At 35.4% G+C, this 26656-nt stretch carries 21 protein-coding genes; 9 read left to right on the forward strand and 12 right to left on the reverse strand.

Translation table 11 applies throughout. The features are described 5' to 3' along the window. Nucleotides 1-569: 569 nt before the first annotated feature. From H6W52_RS18970 to H6W52_RS19005, 8 genes are all read right to left on the reverse strand, one after another. Nucleotides 570-1871: an HlyD family secretion protein gene (locus tag H6W52_RS18970; RefSeq protein ID WP_116099775.1), complete on the reverse strand. Its 1302-nt coding sequence runs from the start codon at nt 1869-1871 to the stop codon at nt 570-572. A 10-nt stretch (nt 1872-1881) separates the two neighbouring features. Next, nucleotides 1882-4074 carry a peptidase domain-containing ABC transporter gene (locus tag H6W52_RS18975; RefSeq protein WP_116099771.1) on the reverse strand — a complete coding sequence of 731 codons (2193 nt, stop codon included), beginning with the start codon at nt 4072-4074 and terminating at the stop codon, nt 1882-1884. An 82-nt stretch (nt 4075-4156) separates the two neighbouring features. Beyond that, nucleotides 4157-4357 carry a bacteriocin-like protein gene (locus H6W52_RS18980; protein ID WP_076395228.1) on the reverse strand — a complete coding sequence of 67 codons (201 nt, stop codon included), beginning with the start codon at nt 4355-4357 and terminating at the stop codon, nt 4157-4159. Nucleotides 4358-4370: 13 nt separating this feature from the next. Beyond that, nucleotides 4371-4544, reverse strand: coding sequence for a bacteriocin-like protein (locus H6W52_RS18985; RefSeq protein WP_157967282.1), 174 nt, complete (start codon nt 4542-4544; stop codon nt 4371-4373). 25 nt (nt 4545-4569) lie between these two features. After that, a complete protein-coding gene (locus tag H6W52_RS18990; RefSeq protein ID WP_076395230.1) occupies nt 4570-4767 on the reverse strand; it encodes a bacteriocin-like protein in 198 nt (65 codons plus the stop codon). A gap of 104 nt (nt 4768-4871) precedes the next feature. Next, the gene (locus tag H6W52_RS18995; protein WP_116099774.1) at nt 4872-6377 is read right to left on the reverse strand and encodes a thioredoxin domain-containing protein; all 1506 of its coding nucleotides are present in this window, start codon (nt 6375-6377) and stop codon (nt 4872-4874) included. A 404-nt stretch (nt 6378-6781) separates the two neighbouring features. Continuing rightward, nucleotides 6782-8209, reverse strand: coding sequence for a TlpA family protein disulfide reductase (locus H6W52_RS19000; RefSeq protein ID WP_241277950.1), 1428 nt, complete (start codon nt 8207-8209; stop codon nt 6782-6784). Next, nucleotides 8160-8411 carry a bacteriocin-like protein gene (locus H6W52_RS19005; RefSeq protein WP_087710621.1) on the reverse strand — a complete coding sequence of 84 codons (252 nt, stop codon included), beginning with the start codon at nt 8409-8411 and terminating at the stop codon, nt 8160-8162. Before H6W52_RS19005 ends, H6W52_RS19000 begins: the two co-directional genes overlap by 50 nt. A 249-nt stretch (nt 8412-8660) precedes the next feature. Here H6W52_RS19005 and H6W52_RS19010 point away from each other — a divergent pair, with 249 nt between their 5' ends. Continuing rightward, a complete protein-coding gene (locus H6W52_RS19010) occupies nt 8661-9032 on the forward strand; it encodes a helix-turn-helix transcriptional regulator (RefSeq protein WP_116099769.1) in 372 nt (123 codons plus the stop codon). Between the two features lie 444 nt (nt 9033-9476). On the opposite strand, the gene H6W52_RS19015 is transcribed toward H6W52_RS19010, so the two are convergent. The 4 genes from H6W52_RS19015 to H6W52_RS19030 all read right to left on the reverse strand — a co-directional run bounded on the left by H6W52_RS19015 (nt 9477) and on the right by H6W52_RS19030 (nt 13208). Beyond that, nucleotides 9477-10436, reverse strand: a complete 960-nt coding sequence (locus tag H6W52_RS19015) for a DUF3810 domain-containing protein (protein WP_228457605.1) — start codon at nt 10434-10436, stop codon at nt 9477-9479. A gap of 91 nt (nt 10437-10527) precedes the next feature. Then, nucleotides 10528-11976, reverse strand: a complete 1449-nt coding sequence (locus H6W52_RS19020) for a sugar MFS transporter (RefSeq protein WP_116099768.1) — start codon at nt 11974-11976, stop codon at nt 10528-10530. 41 nt (nt 11977-12017) lie between these two features. Then, the gene (locus H6W52_RS19025; protein ID WP_241277951.1) at nt 12018-12746 is read right to left on the reverse strand and encodes a lysophospholipid acyltransferase family protein; all 729 of its coding nucleotides are present in this window, start codon (nt 12744-12746) and stop codon (nt 12018-12020) included. Nucleotides 12747-12749: 3 nt separating this feature from the next. Continuing rightward, nucleotides 12750-13208 carry a GtrA family protein gene (locus H6W52_RS19030; RefSeq protein ID WP_116099766.1) on the reverse strand — a complete coding sequence of 153 codons (459 nt, stop codon included), beginning with the start codon at nt 13206-13208 and terminating at the stop codon, nt 12750-12752. Nucleotides 13209-13441: 233 nt separating this feature from the next. Between H6W52_RS19030 and H6W52_RS19035 the strand changes: the two genes are divergently transcribed. From H6W52_RS19035 to H6W52_RS19070, 8 genes are all read left to right on the forward strand, one after another. After that, entirely contained in the window at nt 13442-13708 is a 267-nt protein-coding gene (locus H6W52_RS19035; protein ID WP_087710611.1) for a hypothetical protein, read from the forward strand. A 180-nt stretch (nt 13709-13888) separates the two neighbouring features. Continuing rightward, entirely contained in the window at nt 13889-14740 is an 852-nt protein-coding gene (locus H6W52_RS19040) for an ATPase (protein ID WP_076395245.1), read from the forward strand. Nucleotides 14741-14761: 21 nt separating this feature from the next. Beyond that, the gene (locus tag H6W52_RS19045; protein ID WP_076395247.1) at nt 14762-17056 is read left to right on the forward strand and encodes an NADP-dependent malic enzyme; all 2295 of its coding nucleotides are present in this window, start codon (nt 14762-14764) and stop codon (nt 17054-17056) included. Between the two features lie 253 nt (nt 17057-17309). Further along, nucleotides 17310-17510, forward strand: coding sequence for a bacteriocin-like protein (locus H6W52_RS19050; protein WP_087710599.1), 201 nt, complete (start codon nt 17310-17312; stop codon nt 17508-17510). 171 nt (nt 17511-17681) lie between these two features. Then, the gene (gene ruvA / locus H6W52_RS19055; protein WP_116099765.1) at nt 17682-18266 is read left to right on the forward strand and encodes a Holliday junction branch migration protein RuvA; all 585 of its coding nucleotides are present in this window, start codon (nt 17682-17684) and stop codon (nt 18264-18266) included. Between the two features lie 6 nt (nt 18267-18272). Next, entirely contained in the window at nt 18273-25364 is a 7092-nt protein-coding gene (sprA, locus tag H6W52_RS19060) for a cell surface protein SprA (RefSeq protein WP_185144439.1), read from the forward strand. Between the two features lie 111 nt (nt 25365-25475). After that, nucleotides 25476-25853, forward strand: a complete 378-nt coding sequence (gene gcvH / locus H6W52_RS19065; RefSeq protein WP_076395258.1) for a glycine cleavage system protein GcvH — start codon at nt 25476-25478, stop codon at nt 25851-25853. Then, complete coding sequence (locus H6W52_RS19070; RefSeq protein ID WP_087710597.1) at nt 25846-26205, forward strand: VanZ family protein; 360 nt, start codon at nt 25846-25848, stop codon at nt 26203-26205. Before gcvH ends, H6W52_RS19070 begins: the two co-directional genes overlap by 8 nt. Nucleotides 26206-26656: the final 451 nt, after the last annotated feature.

The following is a 26656-nucleotide window of genomic DNA, read 5'->3' on the forward strand; positions in this document are numbered from 1 at the left end:
TAAATCCTATTGAAAAGAAGTGGGCACAGGCTAAAAGTATAAGGAGAAAGTTAAGGTGTGATCCGTATGAGCTTTTTCAAAAATTGATCACTTGACGAAATATATTGAGTTAGCTATAGTATTTGTTCAATTCTAAAATATTAATTTTAGACATTAAGCACCTCATGTTTTTCTCCGAATTCACGTTAATCTATCACTTATCAAAGGAAATAAACAAGAGTCAAAAAAAAAGAGAAAAGACCCAAGTAAAAAGGATAAAGTTTAGTTAGTTGTTCCTTAAAATACATATAACAATTTGTTTATTAATGTATTAAAGACTTTTTATTTGCAAGGTTTTGTATCTTTAATCTTTAAAACGTTGCAAATATTAACATTTGTCCATCTTCTGCGTTGCATATTGAGTTTTAAAGCTTTTTCCCGAAGCGTAAAATCGTTCACTGTAATGGTCTGATAAAATCCTTTCGATTGAAGCTTAAGAGATAAGAACTCTTCGGCGATCCAATACTATCCTTTTGATTGAAATTAAAAATAAAACCGAAACATAATTGTCTCGGTTCTGTATTTTTTAATTAACTCTGATATCCCAGTAGTTTTCTCATCTGATAAAAGAATCGTTCAATCAATCTCAAATCCTGAGTAACAATTTCCGCACTTCCTTTTAATTCTTTATCGAAAACCAAGTCTTTGTTGTAGCTGGTCTTTAGTCCTTTTGGAAGAAGTACATCTACATAGTAATTTCCATCTTTATCTGGAGAAAGAGAAATATTTTGTACTTTTCCTTCCACTATGCCATATTCCTGATAGCGGTAATTGTCGAGTTTAATTAATACCTTTTCACCCGAAACAATTTTACCAGAATTTGTTGCCGGAACAGACATTCTGCCGACTAGTTTTTCCCGGTTTTTAGGAAGAATAGATAAAACGGCATCTCCTGCTTTTATAAACTGATTTTCGCCGAAAAACTGTTGGAAACTGGCAATACCATCCGTATTCGAAATAAGAAGATAATTTTGCTCCCACTGCTTCAGCGATTTTCTCAATTGTTCAAAAAGCTGTAAAGTCTGGGAAGAGTAGGTAATTTTATCTTTTTCTGTATTTATTGCTGTTCCGCTTTTTGTTTTATTTAAATTAGAAATTCCTTCTTCCATCTGTGAAAGAGAAATATTGATGTTTTCTAAATTTTGCTGCGCCTGTATGTATTTTATCTTTTCATTTTCAAGCTCCATGGAAGAAATAACTCCCTGGTTGAATAACTCCTGAGAACGGATGTAATTTTTTTTGGTCAACTCATATTTTGCCTGCTCAAGGCTTTTTTGCTGTTTGGTAGTAGCAATTCTTACCCTATATTCGGAAAGGCTTTGATTAGCGGCAAGATTTTCCGGAGCATAAGGCTGTAATCTCGTAAATAAAGCTTCATCCTGAAAAGCTTTTGCAAAACTGTTATAATCTCCCTGAAGTTCTCCCAATTTGAAATGAGAGGTTTCACTGAGTGGGAATGATGATATTTGATTCGGAGATAAAGAATCTATTATTTTTTTTAAAGAAAGAACATCTTTGTAGTTTGCAGATGACTGCATGACCATCAATACCTGATCTTTTTTAACTTCCTGATGATCTTTGATAAATATTTTTTCAATTTTAGAATTTGTTCTGGCTTCTAATTTTTCAGGTGGATTTTGTGAAGTTACAATAATAGGTGCAGGAATAAATTCCGGATATTTGATGATATAGCTCATGATTAAAATAAGCACTAAAATCAAAAATATAATGGTATTTCCCCATCGGATCATCCAATGAGGAGGTTGGGTAAGAATATCCTGAACACTTTCTGAACGAAGCTCAATATTATCTAAAATGTCTTTTTCTGCCATTACGTATCTCTTAATTTCCAAGTTCTAACTGATTCTTCACCAATCGGTAATATTCTCCTCTCAGAGCTACCAATTCTGCATGGTTTCCCTCTTCCACTACTTTTCCTTTATCCAAAACAATGATTTTATCGGCATGTTTTACGGTGGAAAGCCTATGAGCGATAACAACTGCTGTTTTTCCTTTAAAAAACTGTTCGAGATTTTCCATGATTACTTTTTCATTATTTGCGTCCAAAGCCGAAGTTGCTTCATCGAATAAAATATAATCAGGAGATTTATAAACCGCTCTTGCAATGAAAAGTCTCTGCTTTTGCCCACCGCTTACTCCCAAACCTTCATTTCCGATTTTTGTGTTGTAGCTTAAAGGTAACTCTTCTATGAATTCTTTAATGTTGGCAATTTCTACGGATCTCCTCAATTTTTGCTTATCCACATAATCTTCCCCAACAGCAATATTATTGGCAATAGTATCATTAAAAACATAGCCTTCCTGCATAACCACTCCGCAATGATCTCTCCAGAATCTCGGGGAAATATTGTTAAGCTTTGTATTTCCCAATCGGATTTCACCCTGAGAAGGTTCGTAGAATTTCATTAAAAGTTTTAAAAGTGTTGTTTTTCCGCTTCCGCTGGCTCCAACAATGGCTGTCGTTTTCTGAAAGGGAATGCTGAGTGTAAGATTTTCAAACACAGGAACGTCTGAACCGGTATATCTGAATGAAACATTTTCCACCAGAATGTCTTTTTCCGGAATTTCGTGGGAATATTGCTCTTCCTTATTCTCCTCATCATCCTTATCATGAATTTCACCCAATCTTTCCAAAGAAATTTTGGCATCCTGAAACTGTTTAATGAAATCAATCAACTGAAGCAATGGACTGTTTAACTGCCCGATAATATACTGAACAGAAAGCATCATTCCTAAGGTAAGATTTCCGTCAAGCACTAATTTTGCAGAAAGGAAACTCACAAAAATATCTTTCATCTGATTGATGAAGTTTCCCCCTACGGACTGCCATTGTTCTAAAGACAAAGATTTTATTCTCAGCTTGAATAATTTAACCTGAAGAAATTCCCAGTCCCATCTTTTCTGTTTCTCGGCATTATGCATTTTAATTTCCTGCATCCCGTTAATCAGCTCGATCACTTTACTCTGTTCCTGGGAAACCTGTGAAAATCTTTTGTAATCGAGTTCTTTTCTTTTACTCAGGAAAAAACTGATCCATCCGATGTAAGCTGCCGCCCCGATAAGATAGACGATAAACAGCCTGTAATCATAAAATAACAGTACAATACTGAAAATAATAAGATTGACTAATGAAAACAGGGTGTTCAGCGAAGAACTTGTGAGAAGTTGCTCGATTCTGTGATGGTCATTAATTCTCTGCATGATGTCTCCGGTCATTCTCGTATCGAAAAAACTAATCGGAAGCTTCATGAGTTTAATAAAGAAATCGGAAATAATAGAAATATTAATCCTTGCCGAAAGATGAAGCAAAATCCAGCTTCGGATCATTTCAATTCCCATTCTTCCCATAAAAAGCATCACTTGTGCTAAAAGGACAAGATAAATGAAATTAAGATCCTGATTCTGAATACCAACATCGACAATACTCTGGGTAAGGAAAGGGAAAATCAGAGAAAGTAAACTTCCTGCCAAAAGACCTACTGCGAGCTGGATAACCAGCGATTTATATTTTAATACATATTTTGAAAGAAATGAAAAACTGGCTTTACTTTCCTGATCATCAAATTCTGTCTGAAAAAAAGCAGGGGTAGTTTCTAAAATAAGTACAATTCCCTCTTCTGTTTTTTCATTGGCATTTTCACCGATCCATAACTTGATGAATTCTTCTCTCGTGTAGGTAATGAGTCCGTATCCGGGATCTGAAACGTAAACTTTGTTGTTTTTGTCTATTTTATAAACAACCACGAAGTGATTTTTATTCCAGTGGACAATACAGGGAAACGGAACTTCCTCTGCAAGAGATTCAAAATTAATCTGAACTCCTAAAGAGCGGAAACCAAGGTCTTCCGCAGCATCACTCAATCCGAGTAAACTGCTTCCTTCTCTTGTTGTTTCAGAAAGGTTACGAATTTGTTGGAGTGAGATACTTTTGCCATAATGTTTGCTTACAATACGAAGGCAGGTAGGACCGCAGTCTTTGGAGTCTGGTTGACGATAGAAAGGAAAAGATTTCAATGATTGACGTTTTTATTTATAAATAAGTTGTCGTCGTAATGACGACAACTATTTTTCTTTCAAAAAATTAAATTTTTAATTTTTAGAGAAGATCCGCATTCCATCCGGCAGGAAAACAATAGCTTTCTTCTGAATATGAGCAGGTTTTTCCTGTGGCTGCTTCACACTCTGCTTGTGTAGCATAAGGACGATAATATGGTGACTTTGGTCCAGGACATCCTTCTTTTACACCTCCTTTTACAGATTTCAAGTTTTCTCTTGAGAGTTTTTTTAGATTTTTCATAGTAATTATTTATTTAAAATGCACATTGCGTTGCCATTTGTTGTAAACTTCTGCATAATCCGTCGAACTGACCGCCGTTTCTGCAGCATACAGAAGTTCCGGGGCAGTAATCATCTTCGGTTCTGCAAGCAATTCCACCTGTAACTGTTTTTAGCTGATTTCGGTTAAGCTTTTTTAGATTTTTCATAATTTAATGACTTGGTTGTGTTATTTTATCCAAAGATTGGATCAATGCAGAAAGATGGTTTACACTGAGTTCCGCTCATGCAAAGAACTGTGCATCCGTTCAGACACATTACTTCTGTACGGTTTGGGCAATACCATCCTCCCATTCCGTCACTTACCGGAGGACCGTAACCTCCCTGAATCATTCTGAGATCTTCTCTTGCAATTTTCTTTAGATTTTTCATAGTATAATAATTTGTTTGATTTCCTACTCTTTTTAAGCTTTTCGGATTCCGCTTTAAATTTTTCCTAAATTAGTGAATTTTGCATTACAAAAATTAATTACCAGTTAAATTTCTTCGTCTTCAGACAATTCATCAATAAAGTAGTAAATATCTTCACGATCATATTTATCAGGGAACTGATAACCGTTGATTAAAATAATTGGTGTAAAATTTAATCCGGCATTTCTATTTTCAGCAGACATTTCCACAAGAGGAGTAAGATCCTCCTGAACGGAATTTGTTCCTACTTTTTGTCTTACTTTATTTTCATCCTTGTTTTCAAACCAATATTCTATAAGATGTAAAAACTCATGAGATGTTTTGTTTCTGTAGGTATACATGAAATCTGAAATAAGATTCGTAAATTTTTCATTTTGTTTATCCGGAGAATAGTTAAATCTCATCTGCACTGAAATATCATTTGGATATTTTGTAAGTAAGTTTTCTACAATTTTGTGAGCATCTTTACAAAATCCGCAGTATGGATTTGAAACAATCGATAAATGTAGTTTGGCATCTCTTTTTCCTACAAAAAAGGTTTCATTATCAGAAAATGTTACTTTTTCTTTTTCCAGAAGTTCTCTTTTAAAAAGTTCATAATTTCTTTTAAATCTTAAATTTTTTGCGTTCGATTTTTGAAGTGTTTCTTTTTCTTCAAGCATATTATTAAGATATAAAACCATGGAAAATACGGCGATCCATAAAATAATACTCAATAAAGAAGTTTTCAGATCGAAAGAAATAGCTGGGAAAAGTAAAATAGTGATTAAAATCTGAGCCGTTAAGACAGAAATAATTAAAAGACAAACACGACAGAAGGTTTTCTCTACAAATCCCTGAACATATAATGAATAACCGATTGCGATAATCGAAGCAAAAGTAAAACCTTTAATAATAAGGGAAGTTGCAGGAAGAAATAATCCTAAAAATGTAAGACCAACAAAATAGATCAGAGAAAAATCTGAAAATTTAAGTCCCAAAATACTTGTCTTATCCTGAGTAATAATCTTGTTGCATGAATTTACGGCCTGATTTCCTGCGGTGTCTCCACAGATACTCCCGATAACAGTGGATGTATTCCCAAATTTCTGGTTAAAAAGTTCTAAAGAAATATAAACTCCAACCAGCGATAAAACGTTGAAAACTGCTTCATACCATGCTAAATTAATTGCGGAATAAATTAGAACGACCGCAAAAATAGCATAAATAAAAGGTTTATAACTCGTCACGGTTTTTTGCTCCACTTTATCTTTTTCAAAAAGTAAAACAAAATCTGTGGATTTTTTGTGCAGTTCTTCTTTATTTAAAGTCTTTGCTTTATCGGAATAAATGGAATATTGTGTGCCGTTTTTTTTAACGAGCGAAAAAGAATTATCTACAATGGTAATAAACTCTTCAGGAAGTTCATCCCAATATTCTTTATCTAATTCGTAGGCATCATTTCGTACGCCCATGAAATTTAATGTGTCGCTGAAAGCTAAAGCAGAAGGATAATTTGGGTGTGAGTTGAACTGAAAAAGAAACTCCTGTTTGTCGAGTTTTAGATAGTTAATGAGTTTGTCCAATAGCATATTAATATTTTTCATCTAAAATAAGCAGATGTTTGAAAAAAACAAATACTTTTTTCATTTTAACGTGATTTATGGTTATTTTATTGCTTATGAATGTTTTATATGAATTAATATCTTTTGTTTAGTAACAGATTTTACAAAATTGATTTGTCTACGCATGAAGAATGTTTGAAAAAATGATTTCTTTCTCTTTTTTTAACTGAAAAATCTAAAAAATTATCAATACTTTATCCAATTTAATTACTATATGTTAATCTTGAAATTTCAATTGTTTTCGGAGGTGTAAATTAATTTGACTCTTAAATCTAAAACATAAAGTAATTTAAAAGATAGATAATCATACAAACCACAATTTAAAAAGTTAAGAAACAACAGATGCCCCTTAACTTTTTTTATTTTGCGAATTAATTTTCATCTAAAATTGCTTTAATCTTAGTGTCAAAATTATTGTCACTTGGTCTGTCAAAGTCATTTGAAATTACCTCAAACTTATTATTGAATAAAAGAAACCTTGGAATTGAGTTGATTTCAAAATATTTTATAAAAGGATGACTAGAGTTGCTGATAATATAATTGGACTCATCATTTATATCTTTTTTTAGGAACAAGCTCCATTTTTTTTGATCGTTATCTATACTAATACGAATGAATTTTATTTTATCACTATATTTTTTTTGTGCTATTTTCCAATTAGGTATTTCTTTAAGACATGGTACACACCATGTAGCCCATAAGTCTACTAAAATTAATTTTTCATTTTTTACTGACAATATATTTTTAATGGCAACTTCATTTAGTTTTGCATCTTTAATAGTGGAGTTTAGTATATTTTTAGACAGAACTTTCCCTTTGCTTTTCTCAGTTGCTTTTTTGAGGCTGCTTTCTCGGATATACTTTTTCATAATATCAATATCATTCTTACTTAAAGTATTATCATTTTCCATGTAATCCAAAAGAAAACCATCTAAAGCCTCTGTTTTAAATAATTTTTTATCAAGAAATTGTAAATTATCAATCAAATGATGATTTTTATTTTTAAATGATATATATCGTAATAAATTTATTATTAAACTTTTATTTTGTACGGCATTAAGTCTGTTTAATATTAAAATATTGTTATTAACTATATCAAAGTATTTGTCTAGTTCTTCAATTACTTTCTGATTTGTAATTTTTGAAAAATCTACATTAAAAAGTTTATTGTAGAAATATATTTCTAAATAATCATTTATCGCCTTGTATTGAAAATCAGTATAATTAGTAGAATCTTGCTTAATTATAGCTAAATTATTGTCATATTTTTTTTTAAGCGACTGTATGTAATTACCAGAATTATCCGGTTCTTCAATAGAATAAATAGTATTATCCGATATTAAGGTATTCAGAATAGCATTTTTCTTATTTCCTGTATAAACGGATCCATTTTTACGAAATTCAAATGTTAAAGTATCATTTTTACTAAAAACCAAATATCTTTGAACTCTTGTTTTTCCGTTAACCAGAGCATAGGATTCAAACACTGTTGGTTTTGTTAGTGTTATTTCTTTACTTTCTTTTACATTTTTTTTAGTTCCAGAAATTGAAAAATTAAAATTTCTATGATTTACAAGAGTATTTAGAGCAAATGTTCCTGTATCATAAAATGAAACATTTGTAATTAAATTCAGTGTATCTATTCGTAATGCATTTTCAACATTATTAATATTTTTAGTGTCTTTTTTTTGACAATTTACAAATACTAATAGAAGTAAAAGGAAGAGTAATAAACTCTTCCTATATTTTTTAATGTCCATATCCATCGCAACCACAATCATAAGAACATCTAGTTCCACTGTTAGGATTTCCAATTAAATTAAGACACTGTTTATTTGCCTGTGTCTGCTGGTTAGAGCAAGAGCCGGTTGTAGGGGTGTCAAAAACACCATATCCTCCACCTGCATATTGAACACTAATTCTGCATGATCCCCCTCCAGGTAATCTACCTCCATTAATTTCTTTCAAATCATTTCTCGAAAGCTTTTTCAAATTTTTCATTTGTCCATTTTTTTTGTATTAAATAATTTTTTTTGTCATACAATCCCTGACATAGGGTTCTACTGATCAGTTTTTCATCTATATCTGTACATATATAAATGAGTTTTTTTAAAGCGCTTTATCAATATTGTTTTTCAAAACTATGAAAAAATATCTCACGATGAATGGATAAAAATTGCAATTTTCTTGCAATTTTTTTGCAGATTTTGCGTTTGGTTTTTTATAAATTTGCAAAATAAACACAGAGGGATGATACAACAAAAACTAAAAGATCTTAGAAAACAAAGAAAACTATCTCAGCAATACATGGCAAAAATATTATCTACAGATCCTTCCAGCTATTCCCGTAAAGAAAATGGGAGATCGAAAATTTATGATGACGAATGGGAGAAACTGGCAAAAGTTCTGGATGTTTGTGTTGATGATATCAAAGAACCTGAATTTTCGGGAGTTGTTCATCATGATAACTCAAGTTTCAATGATAATTCTGAGAATTATTACAATCAAAATTTTAATATTCCAAACTCTGTTTTAGAAAGCCTGCAGGATTATATTTCATTGCTTAAAAGAGATGTTGAATTACTTAAAAAAGAAAATGAGATTTTAAAATCTCAGAAATAATTTTACAATTATCTTATAATTTGTATTCAGTTAAAAAGTTGAGAAACACCAAATGCTTCTCAACTTTTTTTATTTTTTGAATTGCTTTTTATAGTGATAAAAGAAAGTGCTGTTGGTAAAATAATATCAGGCACCATCTATTTTTAATATCAAAAATTTTAAATCTTGATTAATAAAGGAAAATTTAAAGAATATTAAATTATAATTTTGTATATTCTGCACAAATTTATTCTGAATCAAAAAAAAATCAAACGAACTCAAAAAAACTTAAAAATTCATAAAGTTTTCATAAAGTTTTTAAAAAAAGTAAAATTACTTTTGTATTTCTGAAAAATATCGTACTTTTACATCGCCTTGAATGAGGGAACAAGTCAAGGTAATAAATTTTTTTTCATCATTTGTGTTTTTAGAATCGTATCGCCTGATACGATTCTTTTGTTTTTTTTATACCTTTTCGTAATTCATCAGAAGATCAATGAAATAGGAGTAGGTAACAGAGCCTTCCTGCTGATTGCTTTTCAGGAAAAGGTTATTTGTAAAGCCGAAAAAGTCGTCCAGCAATCCCTGATGTTTCAGAACAAAAGCCTTTTCATAAGCTCTGTCTTTTTTCATCTCCGGAGAATAGTTTTTCAAAACAGATTTCACAAATTCCGGATCTTTATCTGCGATAAAATTCAACAGGCTTTTTAAGGTAAAATATTCTGTGCTGTATCGCAGATCTGTATTTTCCGAATCAATTCCAATGAGATATCCCACGAAATTTGCTTCCTGTTCTCTGGCGAAACCAAGCTGATGAGAACTTTCGTGTGCAGAAGTGAAAGGAATAAGCGTATTCGGCAATTGTGAATTATATTGCGCTTCAGCCGTAAACGGATTGTAATATCCCAAAATTCCTGTGAAATTCATCACGCTTTTAAATAAACTTGGTTTGAAGGAATTAATTTCAGAAGCTTTTTTATCTGAAATGTTTTTTGGAAGTTTTGTTTGCTGATGAAGAATTTCTTTCTGAACGGCTTTTACATCTTTTATGATGAAAACTCCGTTTTTATCTTCGGAAGTTAGTTCTCGGGTTTCCTTACATCGCTCAAGATATTTTAAAGCCAGTATTTTTGCCTTTTCAACTGTGGGTTCTTTCTGGCTTGGAAGCTTTTTAATAATAGGTGTCTGAAAATAAAGCATTCCCCAGAATATCTGATATAAAAAATAGAAAACGTTTATGCCCGATAAAATTTTTAATAAAGAAGAATTCCTGTTTGTCTTCTTAAAAGATCCGATAATACAATACACAAGAAAAATTCCCAGCAAAATATAAAGTACATCTCCAAAGGAAAAAGGAATCCATGAAAATATAATCTGATGAACTTTTTTCTGAAATTCAAATAAAGTCTCAAAAAAAGAAATCATGATTGCAGATTTCGAGAAGGCATAAAACAAAAGAAATTGGGCAAGTAATAAACCTGCCCAAAATCTTTTCTTATATAATATATTTGTATTCTTAATGACCACCGCCTTTTGTGATTTTGTCAAGATCAATTCCCTGAGATTTCAAAATTCCGCTTACTCTTATTGCGTAGAAAGCAAGATAAGCAAAACAGATTACTCCTACAATATAACTGAAGTGAATATTCGTCATATCGGCAACATAGCCCTGAATAAAGCTTACAATTCCTCCTCCCATAATCATCATGATCAGGAATCCAGAACCCTGATTGGTGTGTTTTCCAAGACCATTGATCGCAAGAGCAAAAATACAAGGCCAAAGCGTAGAACAGAATAAACCTACACTGGTGAAGGCGTATACAGAAACCATTCCTTTTGTAAACATACCAATCAGTAAAGCGGTAATACCTGCAACCGAAAAGATCAAAAGCATTCTTGCAGGATTTCCTTTACTCATAATATCGCAGATAATCATTGCAATAATAATCAATCCGTAAACATAGAAATGAGACAGATCGTGCTTTGCAATGGCATTTACCAGCAAGAATACTCCAAATGCAAGATAAGGAGCTAAAAATCTTAAGATTTTTTTGAAACCTGCACTTACGTCAAAAGCTTCAACGGCACCTGTCCATCGGCCAATCATTAAAGAAGCCCAGTATAAAGAGATATAAGGTGCTACATCTTTTGTTTCGAAACCTAAGCTTTTTTCCATATACGCAGGAAGATTAGATGCTGTGGAAACTTCTACACCTACATACACGAAAATTGCGATCATCCCTAAAATTAGCTGAGGATATTCAAAAGCTGATTTTCTGTGATCTCCTTTTATAAGATCCTCTTTACTTTCTTCAGTATTGGTAGGCGTTACCGCCGGCAGAGAAGAAAATTTAAGCATAATTGCAACTAAAACGAACGCAACCCCAAGAATAAGATAAGGAACTTTTACACTTTCAACACTTACATCATTATTCGCTGCTGCTGCAGATCCGAAGATTGCAAAAGAAACAATAAGGGGCCCGATTGTGGTTCCGAGATTATTGATTCCTCCTGCCATTGTTAATCTCTGAGAACCCGTTTCAGAAGGTCCTACTTCAATGGCTAAAGGATTGGCTACAATCTGTTGCAATGAGAAGCCCAGTCCCACGATAAATAATCCGGAGATCATTAAAGGGAAAGAATGCATATTCGCAGCCGGATAGAACAGTAAAGTTCCCGCTGCGGAAATAAGCAGTCCTACGATAAGCCCGTTTTTATAGCCTATTTTATTTACCAGATCCTGCTTTAATCCCGCAGAGACCAGCATATAAATCAAAGAGCCCACTGTATATGCCACATAGAAGCATATCTGCACAAGCATACTTTCGGTTTGAGATAAATTAAAGGCTTTTTGAAAAACCGGGATCAAAATGTCATTACTTGCCGCCACAAATCCCCAGAAAAAAAATACAGTAACCAATGGGATAAATTGTCCCCAATTGGTTTGTTTAGAATAATTTGACATATTTGTTGAAAATTTCTGAAAACAAATATATATTATTTCTATTAATTATAGTGTTTTAACAGAGTTTTTTTTATTGTCTCAAAAGAGGATGTTTTGAGGTCTTTCGGTGATTCTGAAGGAGTTAAAATTCCGTTGAAATAAACTTTTGCCTTCCCGGGATAACCTTTGGAATTATCAAACGGAAAAATTTCCTTTAATCCGATGAAAGTAAAGACTACAATAGGAGAATTGTGTTTCGAAGAAAGCGTAAATGCACCGTCTTTAAATTCATCCAGAATAATAGAAGTGTCATCCGGAACACCGCCTTCAGGAAAAATAACAATGCTGTTTCCTTCTTCCATTTTTTCGGCGCATCTCCGGTAAACATCGGCGCGGCTTCTCGCGCTTTTACGGTCTACCATTACACAGATCCTCTTATAGATGGTTCCGAAGATCGGAATTTTTACCAGTTCTTTTTTTCCTACGAAACAAATAGGATGATCTGCACACAAAATACACATCAGCATAATATCCATAATCGATGTGTGGTTAGATATGAAAACGTACTGTTGGTTTTTGTCTAATTTCTGATCAGAAAGCTTCGTAAGATCGTACCGAAGCCCCATCCCGAAAAAAATACAGTAGCTCCACCATCGTACAAACCGGTAAGCATATTTATAATGTTTTTTATTAAATGATAAAATGTAAACCGGAATTCCGAAAAGGATGGTGAAGACAAATGCTAAAATCAGCATCCAGAATCTCCAGAGGTAATTTAAAACTTTCGTCACAGCCTATCCGTTAAAGATTACTTTTTTCTTGATGGAATAATTTAAAACCGAAACCAGCAGAATGGCAGCAATTTTACTGATCATTTCCGGACTCAGCGTATAAATAATCAAATCTATATTATCCTTAAATATATAGCTGTAGAAAATCTGGAAAAAACCGAGACTTAATAATGTTGAAATAAAAGAAACCATCATAAAATAGGCAAATTCTTTTCTTTTGGAATGCTTTCCTCTTTCAAAAACAAACCAGATGCTCAGGAAATAATTGCTGATGATTCCACAGCTTGTCGAAAAAATATTGCTCAGCGGATAATGGATTCCGTGGAAATTGGTTTCGCGCGGAAAAAACTGAGGAAGGAAAGTGCTGAAGAGTTTAAAACTCCCGATTTCCACAACCGCACTGAGTCCTCCTGCAATGATGAAGAACAAAACCTGTTTCTGACGTAGTATTAAATCTCTCATCCGATTTTTATGATATGCAAATTTATAATTATATGTTAAACCGGTAAAAAAAGATGTTAAATATTTTTTTAGATTCAAAATTATTTCTAAATTTAATTTTCAGAATGATGTAAACCTGACCTGATAATAAATTCATTTTCAACTATTTGTGTTGATGGTTTTTTCTATCTTGTAATGCGTGATTAGAAGCATACGATCAAAAATTTTTACGACCACATTTTAATAATATTTGTATGAAACGTCAAAACAAATACAGAAAATTCCAGCTTCAGCAACAAAATATTGAAGCTCTAGAAAGAGAAAATTCACGCTTCAAACGTGTCTATTCCGAGTATGAAAATATGTCCAATGAACTTTGGAATCTTGAAAATGCAACAGACGAACCTGTTCCCGATGACTTCATCAATGCCATGATTCTTCAGACCTCTTATCTGGAAGATGAAATTGAAGACTGGCTGATCCAGTTTAACGATAAAAAGACCACAGACATAAAACAATAACAATGCATCTGAAAAAAAATTACTGAAAGAGAGCTTTACTGAATTAGTGGGCTCTCTTTTGTTTAATGCAAAAAAGATAACAGAATTGTTATACCACAAATAACACATATGTCATGTTCAGAATCCGTCATCTTACAAGATAAATTCATAATTTAGCATCCTTAAACTAAAATGTAAAATATGGTTGCTATTGTTGATAGTGGTTCTACAAAATCCGACTGGGTAATTTTGGACGATTTTAAGAAAGTCTTCCTGAAAACAGAAACCATTGGCTTCAACCCAAACTTCATCAACAAAGAACTTATTGTTCCTGAAATTGAAAAAAATACAAGCCTTACCACCGTTAAAAATTCGATTAAGAAAATCTTTTTTTATGGTTCAGGATGTGGTGTTCAGCAAAATTGTGATATCATTATAGAAGAGCTGGGCAAAGTATTCATCGGTGCAGAAATTATTGTTAAAGAGGATCTCACAGCAGCAGCTTATGCCGCTTACAGAGGAAAGCCCGCCATTGTCTGTATTTTGGGAACAGGTTCCAATTCTTGCTATTTTAACGGAGAAACCATTAAGATCCAGTTGCCTTCTCTCGGATTTCTTGTAGGAGACGAAGGAAGCGGAAGCGCAATCGGTAAACAACTGGTAAGAAGATTCTTTATGCAGAAACTTCCCGCAGATCTCTCATCGGAGTTTGAAGAAACGTATAAGCTGACTGTGGAGGAAGCATTGAAAAACATGTATCACACTCCAAGACCCAATGCGTACTTAGCAGATTTCAACAAATTTGTAGTGGAAAGAAAAGATCATCCGTATTTACAGAAAATGGTGCATGAAGAAATGCTTAATTTTTTCGATTATCAGGTGCTTCCTTATGTAGAAGCCAAAGATGCCGAGATCAATTTCATCGGATCAATAGCCTATTATTACGAAGATGTTTTACGTTCTGCAGCGGCAGAGCTTAATCTTAATGTGGGACAGATTGTTCAGAAGCCTATCGAAAGTCTCGTAAGCTACCACATTCAATATATATTATAATTAAATAACAAAATTCATTATATGTCAAGTAAAACCCACCGCGACGAAAAGAACTTTAATCAGGCGGCTTTAGATTATCATAAAGCCGAACCTAAAGGTAAGATCGAAGTGATCCCTTCAAAACCACACTCATCTCAGAGAGATTTGTCATTGGCGTATTCTCCGGGGGTTGCAGTTCCTTGTATGGAAATCCACGATAAGCCCGAAACGGTGTACGATTATACAGGAAAAGGAAATCTGGTAGCTGTTATTTCAAACGGTACCGCAGTTTTAGGTTTGGGAGATATCGGTGCAGAAGCTTCAAAGCCTGTAATGGAAGGGAAAGGTCTTTTGTTCAAAATTTTTGCGGACATTAACGTTTTCGATATTGAAATCAACGAAAAAGATCCTGATAAATTCATAGAAATTGTAAAAGGTATTGCTCCCACGTTTGGAGGAATCAATCTGGAAGATATTAAAGCTCCGGAAGCATTTTATATCGAACAGAGACTGAAAGAAGAACTGGATATTCCTTTGATGCACGACGATCAGCACGGAACGGCGATCATTTCTGCAGCAGCATTAATCAACTCTCTTCAGATTGCCAATAAAAAGATCGAAGAAGTGAAAATGGTGGTGAACGGAGCAGGAGCAGCAGCCATTGCGTGTACCAACCTTTATATTTCTCTTGGTTTGAAAAGAGAAAATGTCTTAATGTGCGACAGTAAAGGAGTAATCAACCATAAAAGAGAAAACCTTACTCCGGAAAAAATCGATTTTGTTGCTCAGACAGACATCGAAACATTGGAAGATGCCGTAAAAGGTTCAGATGTTTTCGTCGGATTATCAAAAGGAAATGTAATGACGCCGGAAATGTTGCTGAGCATGAACGAAAATCCTATCGTTTTTGCATTGGCAAATCCGGATCCGGAAATTGCGTACAATGTAGCCCTTGAAACCCGCAAAGATGTCATCATGGCAACAGGAAGAAGTGATTATCCTAATCAGGTTAATAACGTTCTTGGTTTCCCATATATTTTTCGCGGAGCATTAGACGTTCAGGCAAAAGGAATTAATGAAGCAATGAAACTGGCGGCTGTTCATGCCATTGCAGATTTAGCAAAAGAACCTGTTCCGGAGGCGGTAATTTTAGCGTATAACATTCAGAATCTGCAGTTCGGAAGAGAATATTTTATTCCAAAACCGTTTGATAACCGTTTAATTACAAAAGTATCCAGTGCGGTAGCAAAAGCAGCAGTAGAAAGCGGAATTGCCAGAAAGACAATCACCGATTTCGAAGAATACGAAAACAGCCTTCTCGACAGAATGGGAAGAGACGAGAAGCTGGTAAGAATGATGCAGAACCGTGCAAAAGCCAATCCGAAAAGAATTACTTTAGGAAATGCGGAAGAATACAACGTTCTGAAAGCGGCACAGATTCTATATGAAGAAGGAATTGCCTATCCGAGTCTTTTAGGAAATAAAAAATACATCAAGGAGCAGATGGAACATTTCGGGATCAATCTTGATATTCCGATTATTGATCCAAGCGACGACGATCAGAAAGAAAACAGAAAAAAATACAGAGAAACGCTTTGGAAACTTCGCCAGAGAAAGGGAATGAACGAATACAAAGCAAAAAGATTTGTTCGTCAGAGAGATTATTTCGGTCCTTTAATGCTGAAACATGGCGATACAGACGGATTAATTGTTGGTTTCTCTAAAAATTATACCTCCGTTCTTAGACCAGTTTTAGAAGTAATTGAAAAAGATAAAGGAGTAGATAAAGTAGCGGCAATGATGATGATTTTGTCTGAAAAGAAACCTATTTTCTTTGCAGATACCTCAATCAATCAAAATCCTACAGCGGAAGATTTGGTAAATATTGCTAAAATGGCAGAATTTACCGTAAAATCTTTTGCCATCGAACCGAGAATCGCCATGCTTGGATTTGAAAACTTTGCAGCCATCTCCGAAACTTCAAAGAAAGTAGCAAAAGCAGTAAGCATCCTTCACGAAAAATATCCGAAAATGATCGTGGACGGAGAAATTCAGCCGGATTTTGCGATGAACTCAGATCACTTAAGCGACTATCCGTTCTCAAAATTAGGAACAACGCCTGCCAATACATTCATTTTCCCGAATCTTGAAAGTGCAAATTTATCCTACAAGATCATCAGAGGAATGAAAGTAGCACAGGTAATCGGACCAATTCTGATGGGACTGAAACAGCCGGTTCACGTTTTACAGATGCGTTCAAGCGTAGATGAGATTGTAAACCTTGCAACCATTGCCGTTCTGGATGCCCAGAGAAGAGAGAAAAAAGATAAGAAATAATAAAAAATCTGTTCTTAAGATAGAAAGCAGTACACAAAATAACGGTGTACTGCTTTTTTTTGCGTCCTAATTTCACAATTTTGTGATATTAGGACAGGTAAATTTATATTTTAAAAATCTTTTGAAATGCCTATGAATAATAACTTTTCTAGGGGTAAAATAAATTGTAAAATACATTTTCAGAATTAATTATTTAAATATCTGTTCAACAGGTAGATAAATTAAATACTTTAGGAGAACCAAAAATTACATTATGAAAAATTTCAAAAAACTTTCAAGAGAAAATTTAAGACAGATTGCAGGAGGCGGACCCGGAGGAAAGCCATTGCAGTCTCCGGACGGAGGATATTACTGCCTTCCTTCTCAGGGACAGTTATGTTTGGTAGGATGTACACCCACCTGCGTAAACGGAGCCTGCAACATCAGCATGTGTCTGGATATAAATCCGGTGTAGATTTTTGTAAAATTAAAGTAAGAAAATGAAACCTGTCCATTTGGATGGGTTTCGTTTTTTTTGAGAAATTATTGCATTTACAGTTAAAAATTAAGTTAAAAATCATTCGCGCGTGAAATGAAAACATAACTTAGTTTAAATTACTATATTTGGGAGTTATAAAAATTAATAATGATATTTTCACTTCAAGGCATTGTTCAGGAACTTACGCCTACTTACGCAGTAATCAACGTACAAGGAGTTGGTTACTATGTAGGTATCAGTTTAATGACCTCACAAACCCTCACAACCAATAAAGAAACTTTTCTTTTTATTCAGCAGATCATCAGGGAAGACGCTCATTTGCTATTCGGATTTAACACTCGTTCAGAGAAAGATATGTTCAATCTGTTAATAAGCGTTAATGGAGTAGGAGCTGTTTCAGCACTTATTTTACTGTCTACTTTAAGTCTTGATGAGATCGCTTCGGCAATCCTCTCAAAAAACAGCACACTTATTCAGAAAGCCAAAGGAATCGGGGCAAAAACAGCCGAAAGAATCATTGTGGATCTTAAGGATAAAGTACAGAAATACAGCAATCCCGAAGAAAACATTTCCACGTTTGCAAATAATAAAATCAAGGAAGAATCGTTATCTGCATTAGAAGTTTTGGGCATTCCTAAGCGAATGAGCGAGAAACTTGCGGATAAAATCATGAAGCAGGATCCTAATATTTCAGTAGAAGAGTTGGTAAAACAAATTTTAAAAAACATTTAACATTTGGTGGCGAATAATAAATATTTCAATATAATTCTGTTCCTGTCGTTTTTGCTTGTGTCTACATTTACATTTGCACAAAGACGACCTGCAGCAAAGGTAAGCGATACCGCAATTATCAAAAAAGATTATCAGTTGGCAGATCCTACACAGTATGAAGCCTACTACGATATAAAAACAGGAATGTATTTCGTATATCCTAAAGTAGGAAATACCATAACAGGACAGCCGACTGCGATGTCTCCGGAAGATTACAAAGAGTTCATGATGGAAGCGCAGACGAAAGCTTACTATAAGGAAAAATCAGACCGTTACAGCCTCATGTTCCGGAAAGATAAAAGCGATGCGGCGAGAAAAGGTTTAATTCCTTCATTACAGATCAACAACAGGCTTTTCGAAACCATTTTCGGAAGCAATAAAATCGAAATCATTCCTTCCGGGTATGCTTCTTTCGATTTAGCCGGATTATATCAGAAGATTGATAATCCACTGATCTTACCGCAAAACAGAAAGAGTTTTACGTTCGATATCGACCAGAGAATTCAGCTTGGTTTGTTGGGGAAAGTGGGAGAAAATCTTCAGTTAAAAGCCAATTATGACACCCAGAGCGGTTTCGCATTTGAGAACAGAATGAATCTCGTCTGGCAGGCAAAAGGAAGCTGGAAAGACCTTCAGCAGAAAGGTTTGCAGGATGTAGATAAGCCAAGTGCAGGAGGAGAGGACAAAATTATCAAAAGAGTAGAATTCGGTAACGTTAATATGCCGCTTTCCACCAGTCTCATCCGTGGTTCACAGTCTTTATTCGGGGTTAAAACAGAATTTCAGTTAGGTAAAACCTTCGGAACAGTCGTACTTTCCCAACAACAGGGTGAAGCAAGGAATATTACGGTTCAGGGTGGCGGTGTCATGAATACATTTAAATTAAATGCAATTGATTACGAAGACAACCAGCATTACTTTTTAGGACATTATTTCTTAGATAAATATGATGGCGCCTTATTGAACTATCCTCAGATCAATTCAAAGATCAGCATTACAAGACTGGAAGTCTGGGTTCTGGATCAGGGGAACAGCAACTTACAGTACCAGAAAAGTATTGTCGGAATCAGAGATTTGGGAGATGCTCCAGGAGTTCTTCCGGATAATAATCAACCGGGTTTCAACCTGTATTCCACGATTAACGGATTACCTGGGTTAAGAGATGCGAGTACTGCATACAATGCCATCAAAGGGCAGAACCTTCCTGTTGCGACAGGAACAACAGAAGTTTATCAGGATGGTGAACACTTTATCTTCAATAAAAAAGCAAGAAGATTAAATACCAACGAATATACCTTACAACCGCAGTTAGGATACATTTCATTAAACCAGAAACTGAACGATAATCAGCTTTTGGCGGTTTCCTTTTCCTACACGGTGAACGGAAGCAATCAGGTGTACAAAGTCGGGGAATTCTCTGAGGAAAGTACGGTTTTAATGGCGAAACTTCTGAAGCCGAATACAACGGTAAAAACAACTTCGCCGATGTGGAATCTGATGATGAAAAACATCTATTCTCTGGATGCAGGACAGGTTAATCAGGACGGATTCATCCTGAACGTATTATACAGAGATCCACAATCCGGAGGTAAAGTAAATTATCTTCCGGTTGCCAATAATCCACAGGTAAACAATGTTCCATTAATTAAATTATTAAACTGGGACCGACTGAATGCGAACGGAGATTTGCAGAACAACGGAACTTCAACAGGAGACGGTATTTTCGACTTTGTTAACGGAATTACCATACGTCCGGAAACAGGAAGAGTGATCTTTACTAAAGTTCAGCCATTTGGAAGCTATATCCAGAATGTCATAGGAAGTAACGATCCACAGTACGTATTCTCAGATCTCTACAGTCAGCAGAAACAGGTTGCTACATCCAGCAATCTTGCACAGCGTTACACCATCGAAGGTCGTTACAAAGGCGTTCAGGGACAGGGAATTTCTTTGGGAGCAGTTAATGTTCCTCAAGGTTCCGTAAAAGTTTCTGCAAACGGAGTTCAGCTTACGGAAGGAATAGACTACACCGTAGATTATATGTTGGGAACCGTTACCATCATCAATGAGCAGGTAAAACAATCCGGACAGGCAATTAATATTTCATTGGAAAACCAGTTAACATTCAATACCCAGAGAAAGAGATTCATGGGATTGAATTTAGAAAGGAGATTCAATGAAAACTTTATCTTGGGAGGAACCGTTGTAAACTATTCCGAATCACCGCTTACTCAAAAAGTAAACTATGGTCAGGAAGCTGTTAATAACACAATGGCAGGAATCAATTTGATGTACAACAATCAGCTTCCGTTCCTTACGAGATTAACAGATAAAATACCTTTGGTAAATACAGAAGCACCATCCAATCTGAATTTCAAAATGGAGGCAGCTTATTTACTTCCCGGTTTAAATAAAGGAATCAACGATCAGTCTTATATTGATGATTTTGAACAGACCACTTCAAAAATTACCTTAAAAGAACCTACAGCGTGGAGCTTAGCTTCAAAGCCGGAAAAGAATCAATCTGATCCTTTATTTACAGGAGCTGGAAAAAATAATGATATCACGGAAGGATATGGAAGAGGTTTGTTATCATGGTATAACATCGATCCGAGATTTTATGGAGTAGGAGGAAAGGCTCCGACAGGAATTACGCCGCAGTCAGTTTCCAATCACGCTTCAAGAAGAGTTCAGTTCTCAGAAATTTTTAACAACAGAGATTTTGTAGCAGGAGAACAGACGTATACCAATACATTTGATATTTCGTATTATCCGGCAGAAAAAGGACCTTACAACTCCAATCCGGCTACAGAAACAACTGCACAGAGATGGGCGGGAATCATGAGACCGATCAGCGTTTCCAATTTCGTGAATTCAAACATCGAATATGTTGAATTCTGGATGATGGATCCTTATGCAGACGGAAATACTTTGGGTACCAATCCAAAACTTTTACTGCATTTAGGGAACGTTTCTGAAGATATTCTGAAAGACGGACAGATGCAGTACGAAAACGGATTGCCAACGCCTTCAGCTCCGTCTACTACTACGGCTTCAAACTGGGGAACACAGCCAAAGCAGCCACCGATTCTTTATGCATTCTCAAGTGAAGGAGCAGACAGAACCGCTCAGGATTTGGGGTATGACGGTTTAAGTTCGGATCAGGAAGCGGCATTGTTTGGAAATACATTTATCAATCCGGTTACCAATGTTTCCGACCCTGCAGTAGATGATTTTGTATTCTATATGTCTGAAAAATTCACCGGAACTCAGGCTTCATCTTTGGTTCAGCGATACAAGTATTTCAGAAATCCGGAAGGAAACTCTCAGAGCAATTCTTTAGAAGTGGCTTCACAGACTCCGGATGCAGAAGATATTAATAAGGATTACAACTTAGATCAGACAGAAAGCTACAACCAGTATGAGGTAAGCTTAACGCCGGGAAGCCTTACTTTAGGACAGAATAATATCGTAGACGTTAAAACAGTTCAGGCATCATTCCAGAATGGGCAGACTTCGCAGGTAAAATGGTATTTGTTCAGAATTCCGGTTTCCCAGTACGTAAATACGGCAGGAGATCATGATGCTTCTATTTTGAATAATGTAAGATTTGCAAGATTATTATTAACAGGTTTTGACCAGACTTCAACATTAAGATTCGGAACAATGGATTTGGTGAGATCAGACTGGAGAAAATATCCTAAAAATATTGCAAATACAGGAAATTCAGGAGCTACGGATGAAGGGACAACCACTACAAATAACGATAACTTCGAAGTGGGAAGTGTAAATATTGAAGAAAATGCACTGAACCAGCCACCTTACGTTTTGCCTCCGGGAATCGACAGACAGATTTTAAGCGGTAATGCAGGGGCACAGAGACAGAATGAAGCTTCTTTATATTTAAAAACAACATCCCTTGCTCCATCTGAAGCGAGAGGGGTATTTAAAAATACTTCTCTGGATATGAGAAGATACAAAAAATTAAAACTTTTTGTACACGCTCAGGATCCTGGTAAAAGAGTATTCGGTTTTAATAAAGAAACTAAATTCTTCATCCGTTTGGGTAGTGATGCCACGGATAACTACTATGAATATGAATCTTCACTCTTCATCACACCATCTAACGCTACAACACCTATGGAAATCTGGCCGATGGAAAATGATGTGGATTTAAATATTCAGGATTTTGTTGATGCTAAAATAAGAAGAGATAAAAATCACCCTACGCAAATTGTACAAAGATTAAAAGATGAGGTTTTTGATCCGGGGAATACTTTTAAAAGTCTTTACATCAAAGGACGTCCAAGTTTAGGAAACATTACAACCATCATGATTGGTGTCAGAAATGGTTTCGAAAGAGGAACTTCCGGAGCTGTAGCACTCGACAGGATTCTTTGGGTAAACGAAATCCGTCTCTCTGAAATAGAAAATGACGGAGGGTATGCAGGAAATGCGAGCTTAAACTTCAACCTGGGAGATTTTGCAACCGTGAATACAAGTGCTTCTTATACTTCAGTAGGATTTGGAAACATTGATTCTAAACCAGCCGAGAGAAACCAGTCGACTCAGTCTGCATTCAGCATCAATACCGCAGTAAATGTAGATAAATTTTTACCTGAAAAAACAGGAGTTAAAATTCCGGTAAACTATTCTTATTCTCAGACTATTGAAGATCCGAAGTACAATCCTCTGGATACGGATGTAGAGTTTAAGAAAGCAGCAAACAAAGAGCAGCTTAAAAAAGTAGCTAGAACTTATACACAGCAAAGAAGCATCGGCGTTGTGAATATGCATAAAGAAAGAATGAATCCGAACAGGAAACCTAAGTTCTACGATATCGAAAACGTATCGGTAACGGCGGTTTACAACGACGATTATTATAGAGATATTTATACCAAGAAAAATTACAGACAGTATCTGAGAGGGTATGTGGATTACAACTATACATTCAAACCTTGGGTAATCCGTCCGTTCAATAAAATGATCAGCGATACGGCGAAGTCTACGAAATACCTGAGATGGGTAAAAGAATTTAACTTTAATCCTGTTCCTACAAGATTCTCTTTCAGAACAGAAATCGACAGAAATTACAACGAGTTGCAGTTTAGAAATATCGATGCCATCCTTACAGGAAACTATGGAGATGATTTTGCAGCGATTAAAAACAGAAACTTCTATTTCGGATGGCAGTATGGTTTAGGATTTAATTTTACCAAATCTTTAAAACTGGAAATTAACTCGGCAACCAGAACATTGAATGACAATGTGGACGTTAATACAATGGACAATAGTTCTATTTTCGGAAACGTATTAAGAGCGGGTAGACCTGTACTATATAACCACAGAGTTCAGTTAAACTATAAATTACCGTTCCAGTATCTGCCATATCTCGATTTCATCGATGCGGAATTAGGATACGGATTTACCTACAACTGGAATGCAAGATCTACGGTGTTACTGGCAAGTCCGGACGGAAGCTTAGGTTCAATCGGTCAGAATACAAATGTCATTCAGGCAACCGGAACGGCAGATTTTACGAAGTTCTTTGGACAGTTTAAGTATTTCAAAAATATTTCGGCAAAATTGCAGAAACGTAAACAGGAAATAGATTCATTAAACAATGCTTATACGCAACAGTGGGAGAAAAACAGATATGCTTATAAAAGATATAAGTTTAAAAACAGACTGACTCCGCTTCAGAGCATGGCGTATTTATTAACATCCATGAAGCAGTTAGATATCAATTATTCTGAAAACAACGGAACAGTGCTTCCGGGGTTATTATCGGCTCCGAACTGGTATGGTTACGGACAGACTTTGGGAGGTCCAACCATCGGGTTCCTTTTCGGATCTCAGGCAGACATCAGAAGAACGGTAATGGAAAACGGATGGGTAAGTGATTCCGAATTTATGACAGATCCTTATGTACGAATGTCGACACGCGAGCTGCGGGCTAATTTGCAGGTTATGCCGATGAACGATCTCAGAATAGACATCAGTGCACTGCATAATTATAACCGAAACTTTACCCATACAGGATTTAATTACAGAGATCCGAATACGGGAGTTGCCAATCCGAACTATACATTTGCAAATGATTTGGTAACCTACTCCAACTCGGTGGTCTTATTAAAGACAGCATTCAAAGACGGAGCGGCAATTTATCAGGCAATAAGACAGAATGCACAGGCTTTATCTCAGCAGAAGCAGGGCGCTTTAGAGCCAAATGGATTCAAAGACGGTTATGGAATTTCAAATGCCTATATTTTGATTCCTGCATTCAGAGCTGCGGTGGAAGGAAAAACAGTAAAAGAAATGACCAACCCTAAAAAAGCAGGACTTCCGATTCCAAACTGGAAGATCACTTACTCAGGGTTGAGAAATATCCCGATCATCAACGGACAGTTCTCCAAGTTTGATCTTTTACATTCTTATCAGGCGACTTATACAGCCACAGGAATTCAGTCCAGTATCGATTATTTCAACAGTCTTAATGCTTACGATGCAACGCAGAGAGATATTAATGACGATTATATCAATCCGTTCACTTTTGCTCAGGTAGGTTACGTAGAAAATTTCTCACCTTTGATCGGAGTAGACATGACGATGAGAAATAATATTCAGTTGGGTATTCAGTACAACAGATTAAGAACATTGTTACTCGGATTGGTAAACCATACCTTAACAGAAGATTCAAACAGCGAATATGTTGTGAGAGTAGGATATATCATCAGAAACTTCAGATTAGGAATGACGAATGTGAGAGGACGAGGAAAAGCAAAAGGAAGTGATCTGAACATCAGAGGAGATTTCTCGCTGAGAGACAGCAAAACGAGCATCACCAACATTTTACTGGATGATTCTCAGGTTACCGGAGGTCAGAGATTGATGAACATTAAAGTCTCAGCAGATTATAATGTATCACAGAACCTTAATCTTAGAGTATTCTATGAGCAGATGACTTCTAAATATAAAATCTCAACAGCCTTCCCGTTGTCAACAATCAGAGCAGGTATTTCTGCCACGTTTACATTCGGAGACTCAGGCGGTTTCTAATTAGAACGAAAATAAATTTAAATGTCCCTCAGTTTTTGAGGGACATTTTTTATATCCGATATTTGAACCTTCTGGAATTTTGAATACATTTGTACAAATAAAAAATTAAAAATGAACACACCATCAGAATTAAAGTACACGAAAGATCACGAATGGATCAAGATTGAAGGAAACGTTGCTACAATCGGTATTACAGACTTCGCACAGGGAGAATTGGGAGATATCGTTTACGTAGATGTAGACACCGTAGATGATGATCTTGAAGGAGGTGCCGTTTTCGGAAGTGTAGAAGCTGTAAAAACAGTTTCAGATCTATTCTTGCCAATCTCAGGAAAAGTGATCGAATTCAACTCAGAATTAGAAGACCAACCTGAATTGTTAAATTCAGATCCTTATGGAAACGGATGGATCATCAAATTAGAAGTTGCTGAAGGTGCAGATCATTCAGAATTACTTTCTGCGGAAGAATATCAGGCAATCATTGGATAAGATTTCAAAAATATTCAGTAAGATATTGCCCATTTATTGGGCATTTCTTACTTATATGCTTCTCAAGCCCGGTGAAGAAAACCATGAATATTGGTTTATGTTCAGCGGTATTGACAAGATTTTGCATCTAAGCATTTTTGCGGCATTAGGTTTCTTTTTTATTGCTGCATTTCCAAAAATCCGTTTTTACTATTTCATCCAGATCATTCTGCTGTATGCATTTCTTACCGAGATCCTTCAGGAAGAAATGGGATTGGGAAGATCAATGGAAACCTTAGATATTGTGGCAGACACCGTTGGCTGTCTCATCGGCTACTATATATATAAGTTCTTAGAAAAGCGATTTCTTTAATTTCGAGAAATATTTCCGTTATTATTACGGTCAGAAAACGACTATTAAATCTCAGGAAGTATCACGGTTGTTTTAAAATCCGTCTACACCTATACTTTTCCTCCTTTTTATAAGAAGCTATTTCCCGCTATCCACTGTATCTTTTGGGTTACGGGCTACGCTTCGCTTCGCCCACAACCCAAAAGGATGCCGTTTCTATCGGGGCTAGGAATTTCAGAAGCCTTACTAAGATACCGACAGACTTTTCATTTGTAGGTGCCTCAAGAGATTCTCTTATACTGGATTTTTAAATACATATATAATAAAGAAAAGAGACGATCTCAAAAGTCAATACCTCACTTTTTAAATATACTTTTCCTATTTAACTCTTTTTCCCCACAAACTCCTTTCTCTCCAACACTTCCACCCTCAAACCATCCATTTCCCATTCAATCCAACAAAATTTTTCTTC

The organism is Chryseobacterium sp. C2(2020), from assembly GCF_014218915.1.
GTDB lineage: Bacteria > Bacteroidota > Bacteroidia > Flavobacteriales > Weeksellaceae > Chryseobacterium > Chryseobacterium mucoviscidosis.

Coding starts and splice junctions, on each gene's coding strand:
- H6W52_RS18970 (WP_116099775.1), bottom strand. CDS start 1,871: ATGGCAGAAAAAGACATTTTAGATAATATTGAGCTTCGTTCAGAAAGT.
- H6W52_RS18980 (WP_076395228.1), bottom strand. CDS start 4,357: ATGAAAAATCTAAAAAAACTCTCAAGAGAAAACTTGAAATCTGTAAAA.
- H6W52_RS18985 (WP_157967282.1), bottom strand. CDS start 4,544: ATGAAAAATCTAAAAAAGCTTAACCGAAATCAGCTAAAAACAGTTACA.
- H6W52_RS18990 (WP_076395230.1), bottom strand. CDS start 4,767: ATGAAAAATCTAAAGAAAATTGCAAGAGAAGATCTCAGAATGATTCAG.
- H6W52_RS18995 (WP_116099774.1), bottom strand. CDS start 6,377: ATGCTATTGGACAAACTCATTAACTATCTAAAACTCGACAAACAGGAG.
- H6W52_RS19005 (WP_087710621.1), bottom strand. CDS start 8,411: ATGAAAAATTTGAAAAAGCTTTCGAGAAATGATTTGAAAGAAATTAAT.
- H6W52_RS19010 (WP_116099769.1), top strand. CDS start 8,661: ATGATACAACAAAAACTAAAAGATCTTAGAAAACAAAGAAAACTATCT.
- H6W52_RS19015 (WP_228457605.1), bottom strand. CDS start 10,436: ATGATTTCTTTTTTTGAGACTTTATTTGAATTTCAGAAAAAAGTTCAT.
- H6W52_RS19020 (WP_116099768.1), bottom strand. CDS start 11,976: ATGTCAAATTATTCTAAACAAACCAATTGGGGACAATTTATCCCATTG.
- H6W52_RS19030 (WP_116099766.1), bottom strand. CDS start 13,208: ATGAGAGATTTAATACTACGTCAGAAACAGGTTTTGTTCTTCATCATT.
- H6W52_RS19035 (WP_087710611.1), top strand. CDS start 13,442: ATGAAACGTCAAAACAAATACAGAAAATTCCAGCTTCAGCAACAAAAT.
- H6W52_RS19040 (WP_076395245.1), top strand. CDS start 13,889: ATGGTTGCTATTGTTGATAGTGGTTCTACAAAATCCGACTGGGTAATT.
- H6W52_RS19045 (WP_076395247.1), top strand. CDS start 14,762: ATGTCAAGTAAAACCCACCGCGACGAAAAGAACTTTAATCAGGCGGCT.
- H6W52_RS19050 (WP_087710599.1), top strand. CDS start 17,310: ATGAAAAATTTCAAAAAACTTTCAAGAGAAAATTTAAGACAGATTGCA.
- ruvA (WP_116099765.1), top strand. CDS start 17,682: ATGATATTTTCACTTCAAGGCATTGTTCAGGAACTTACGCCTACTTAC.
- gcvH (WP_076395258.1), top strand. CDS start 25,476: ATGAACACACCATCAGAATTAAAGTACACGAAAGATCACGAATGGATC.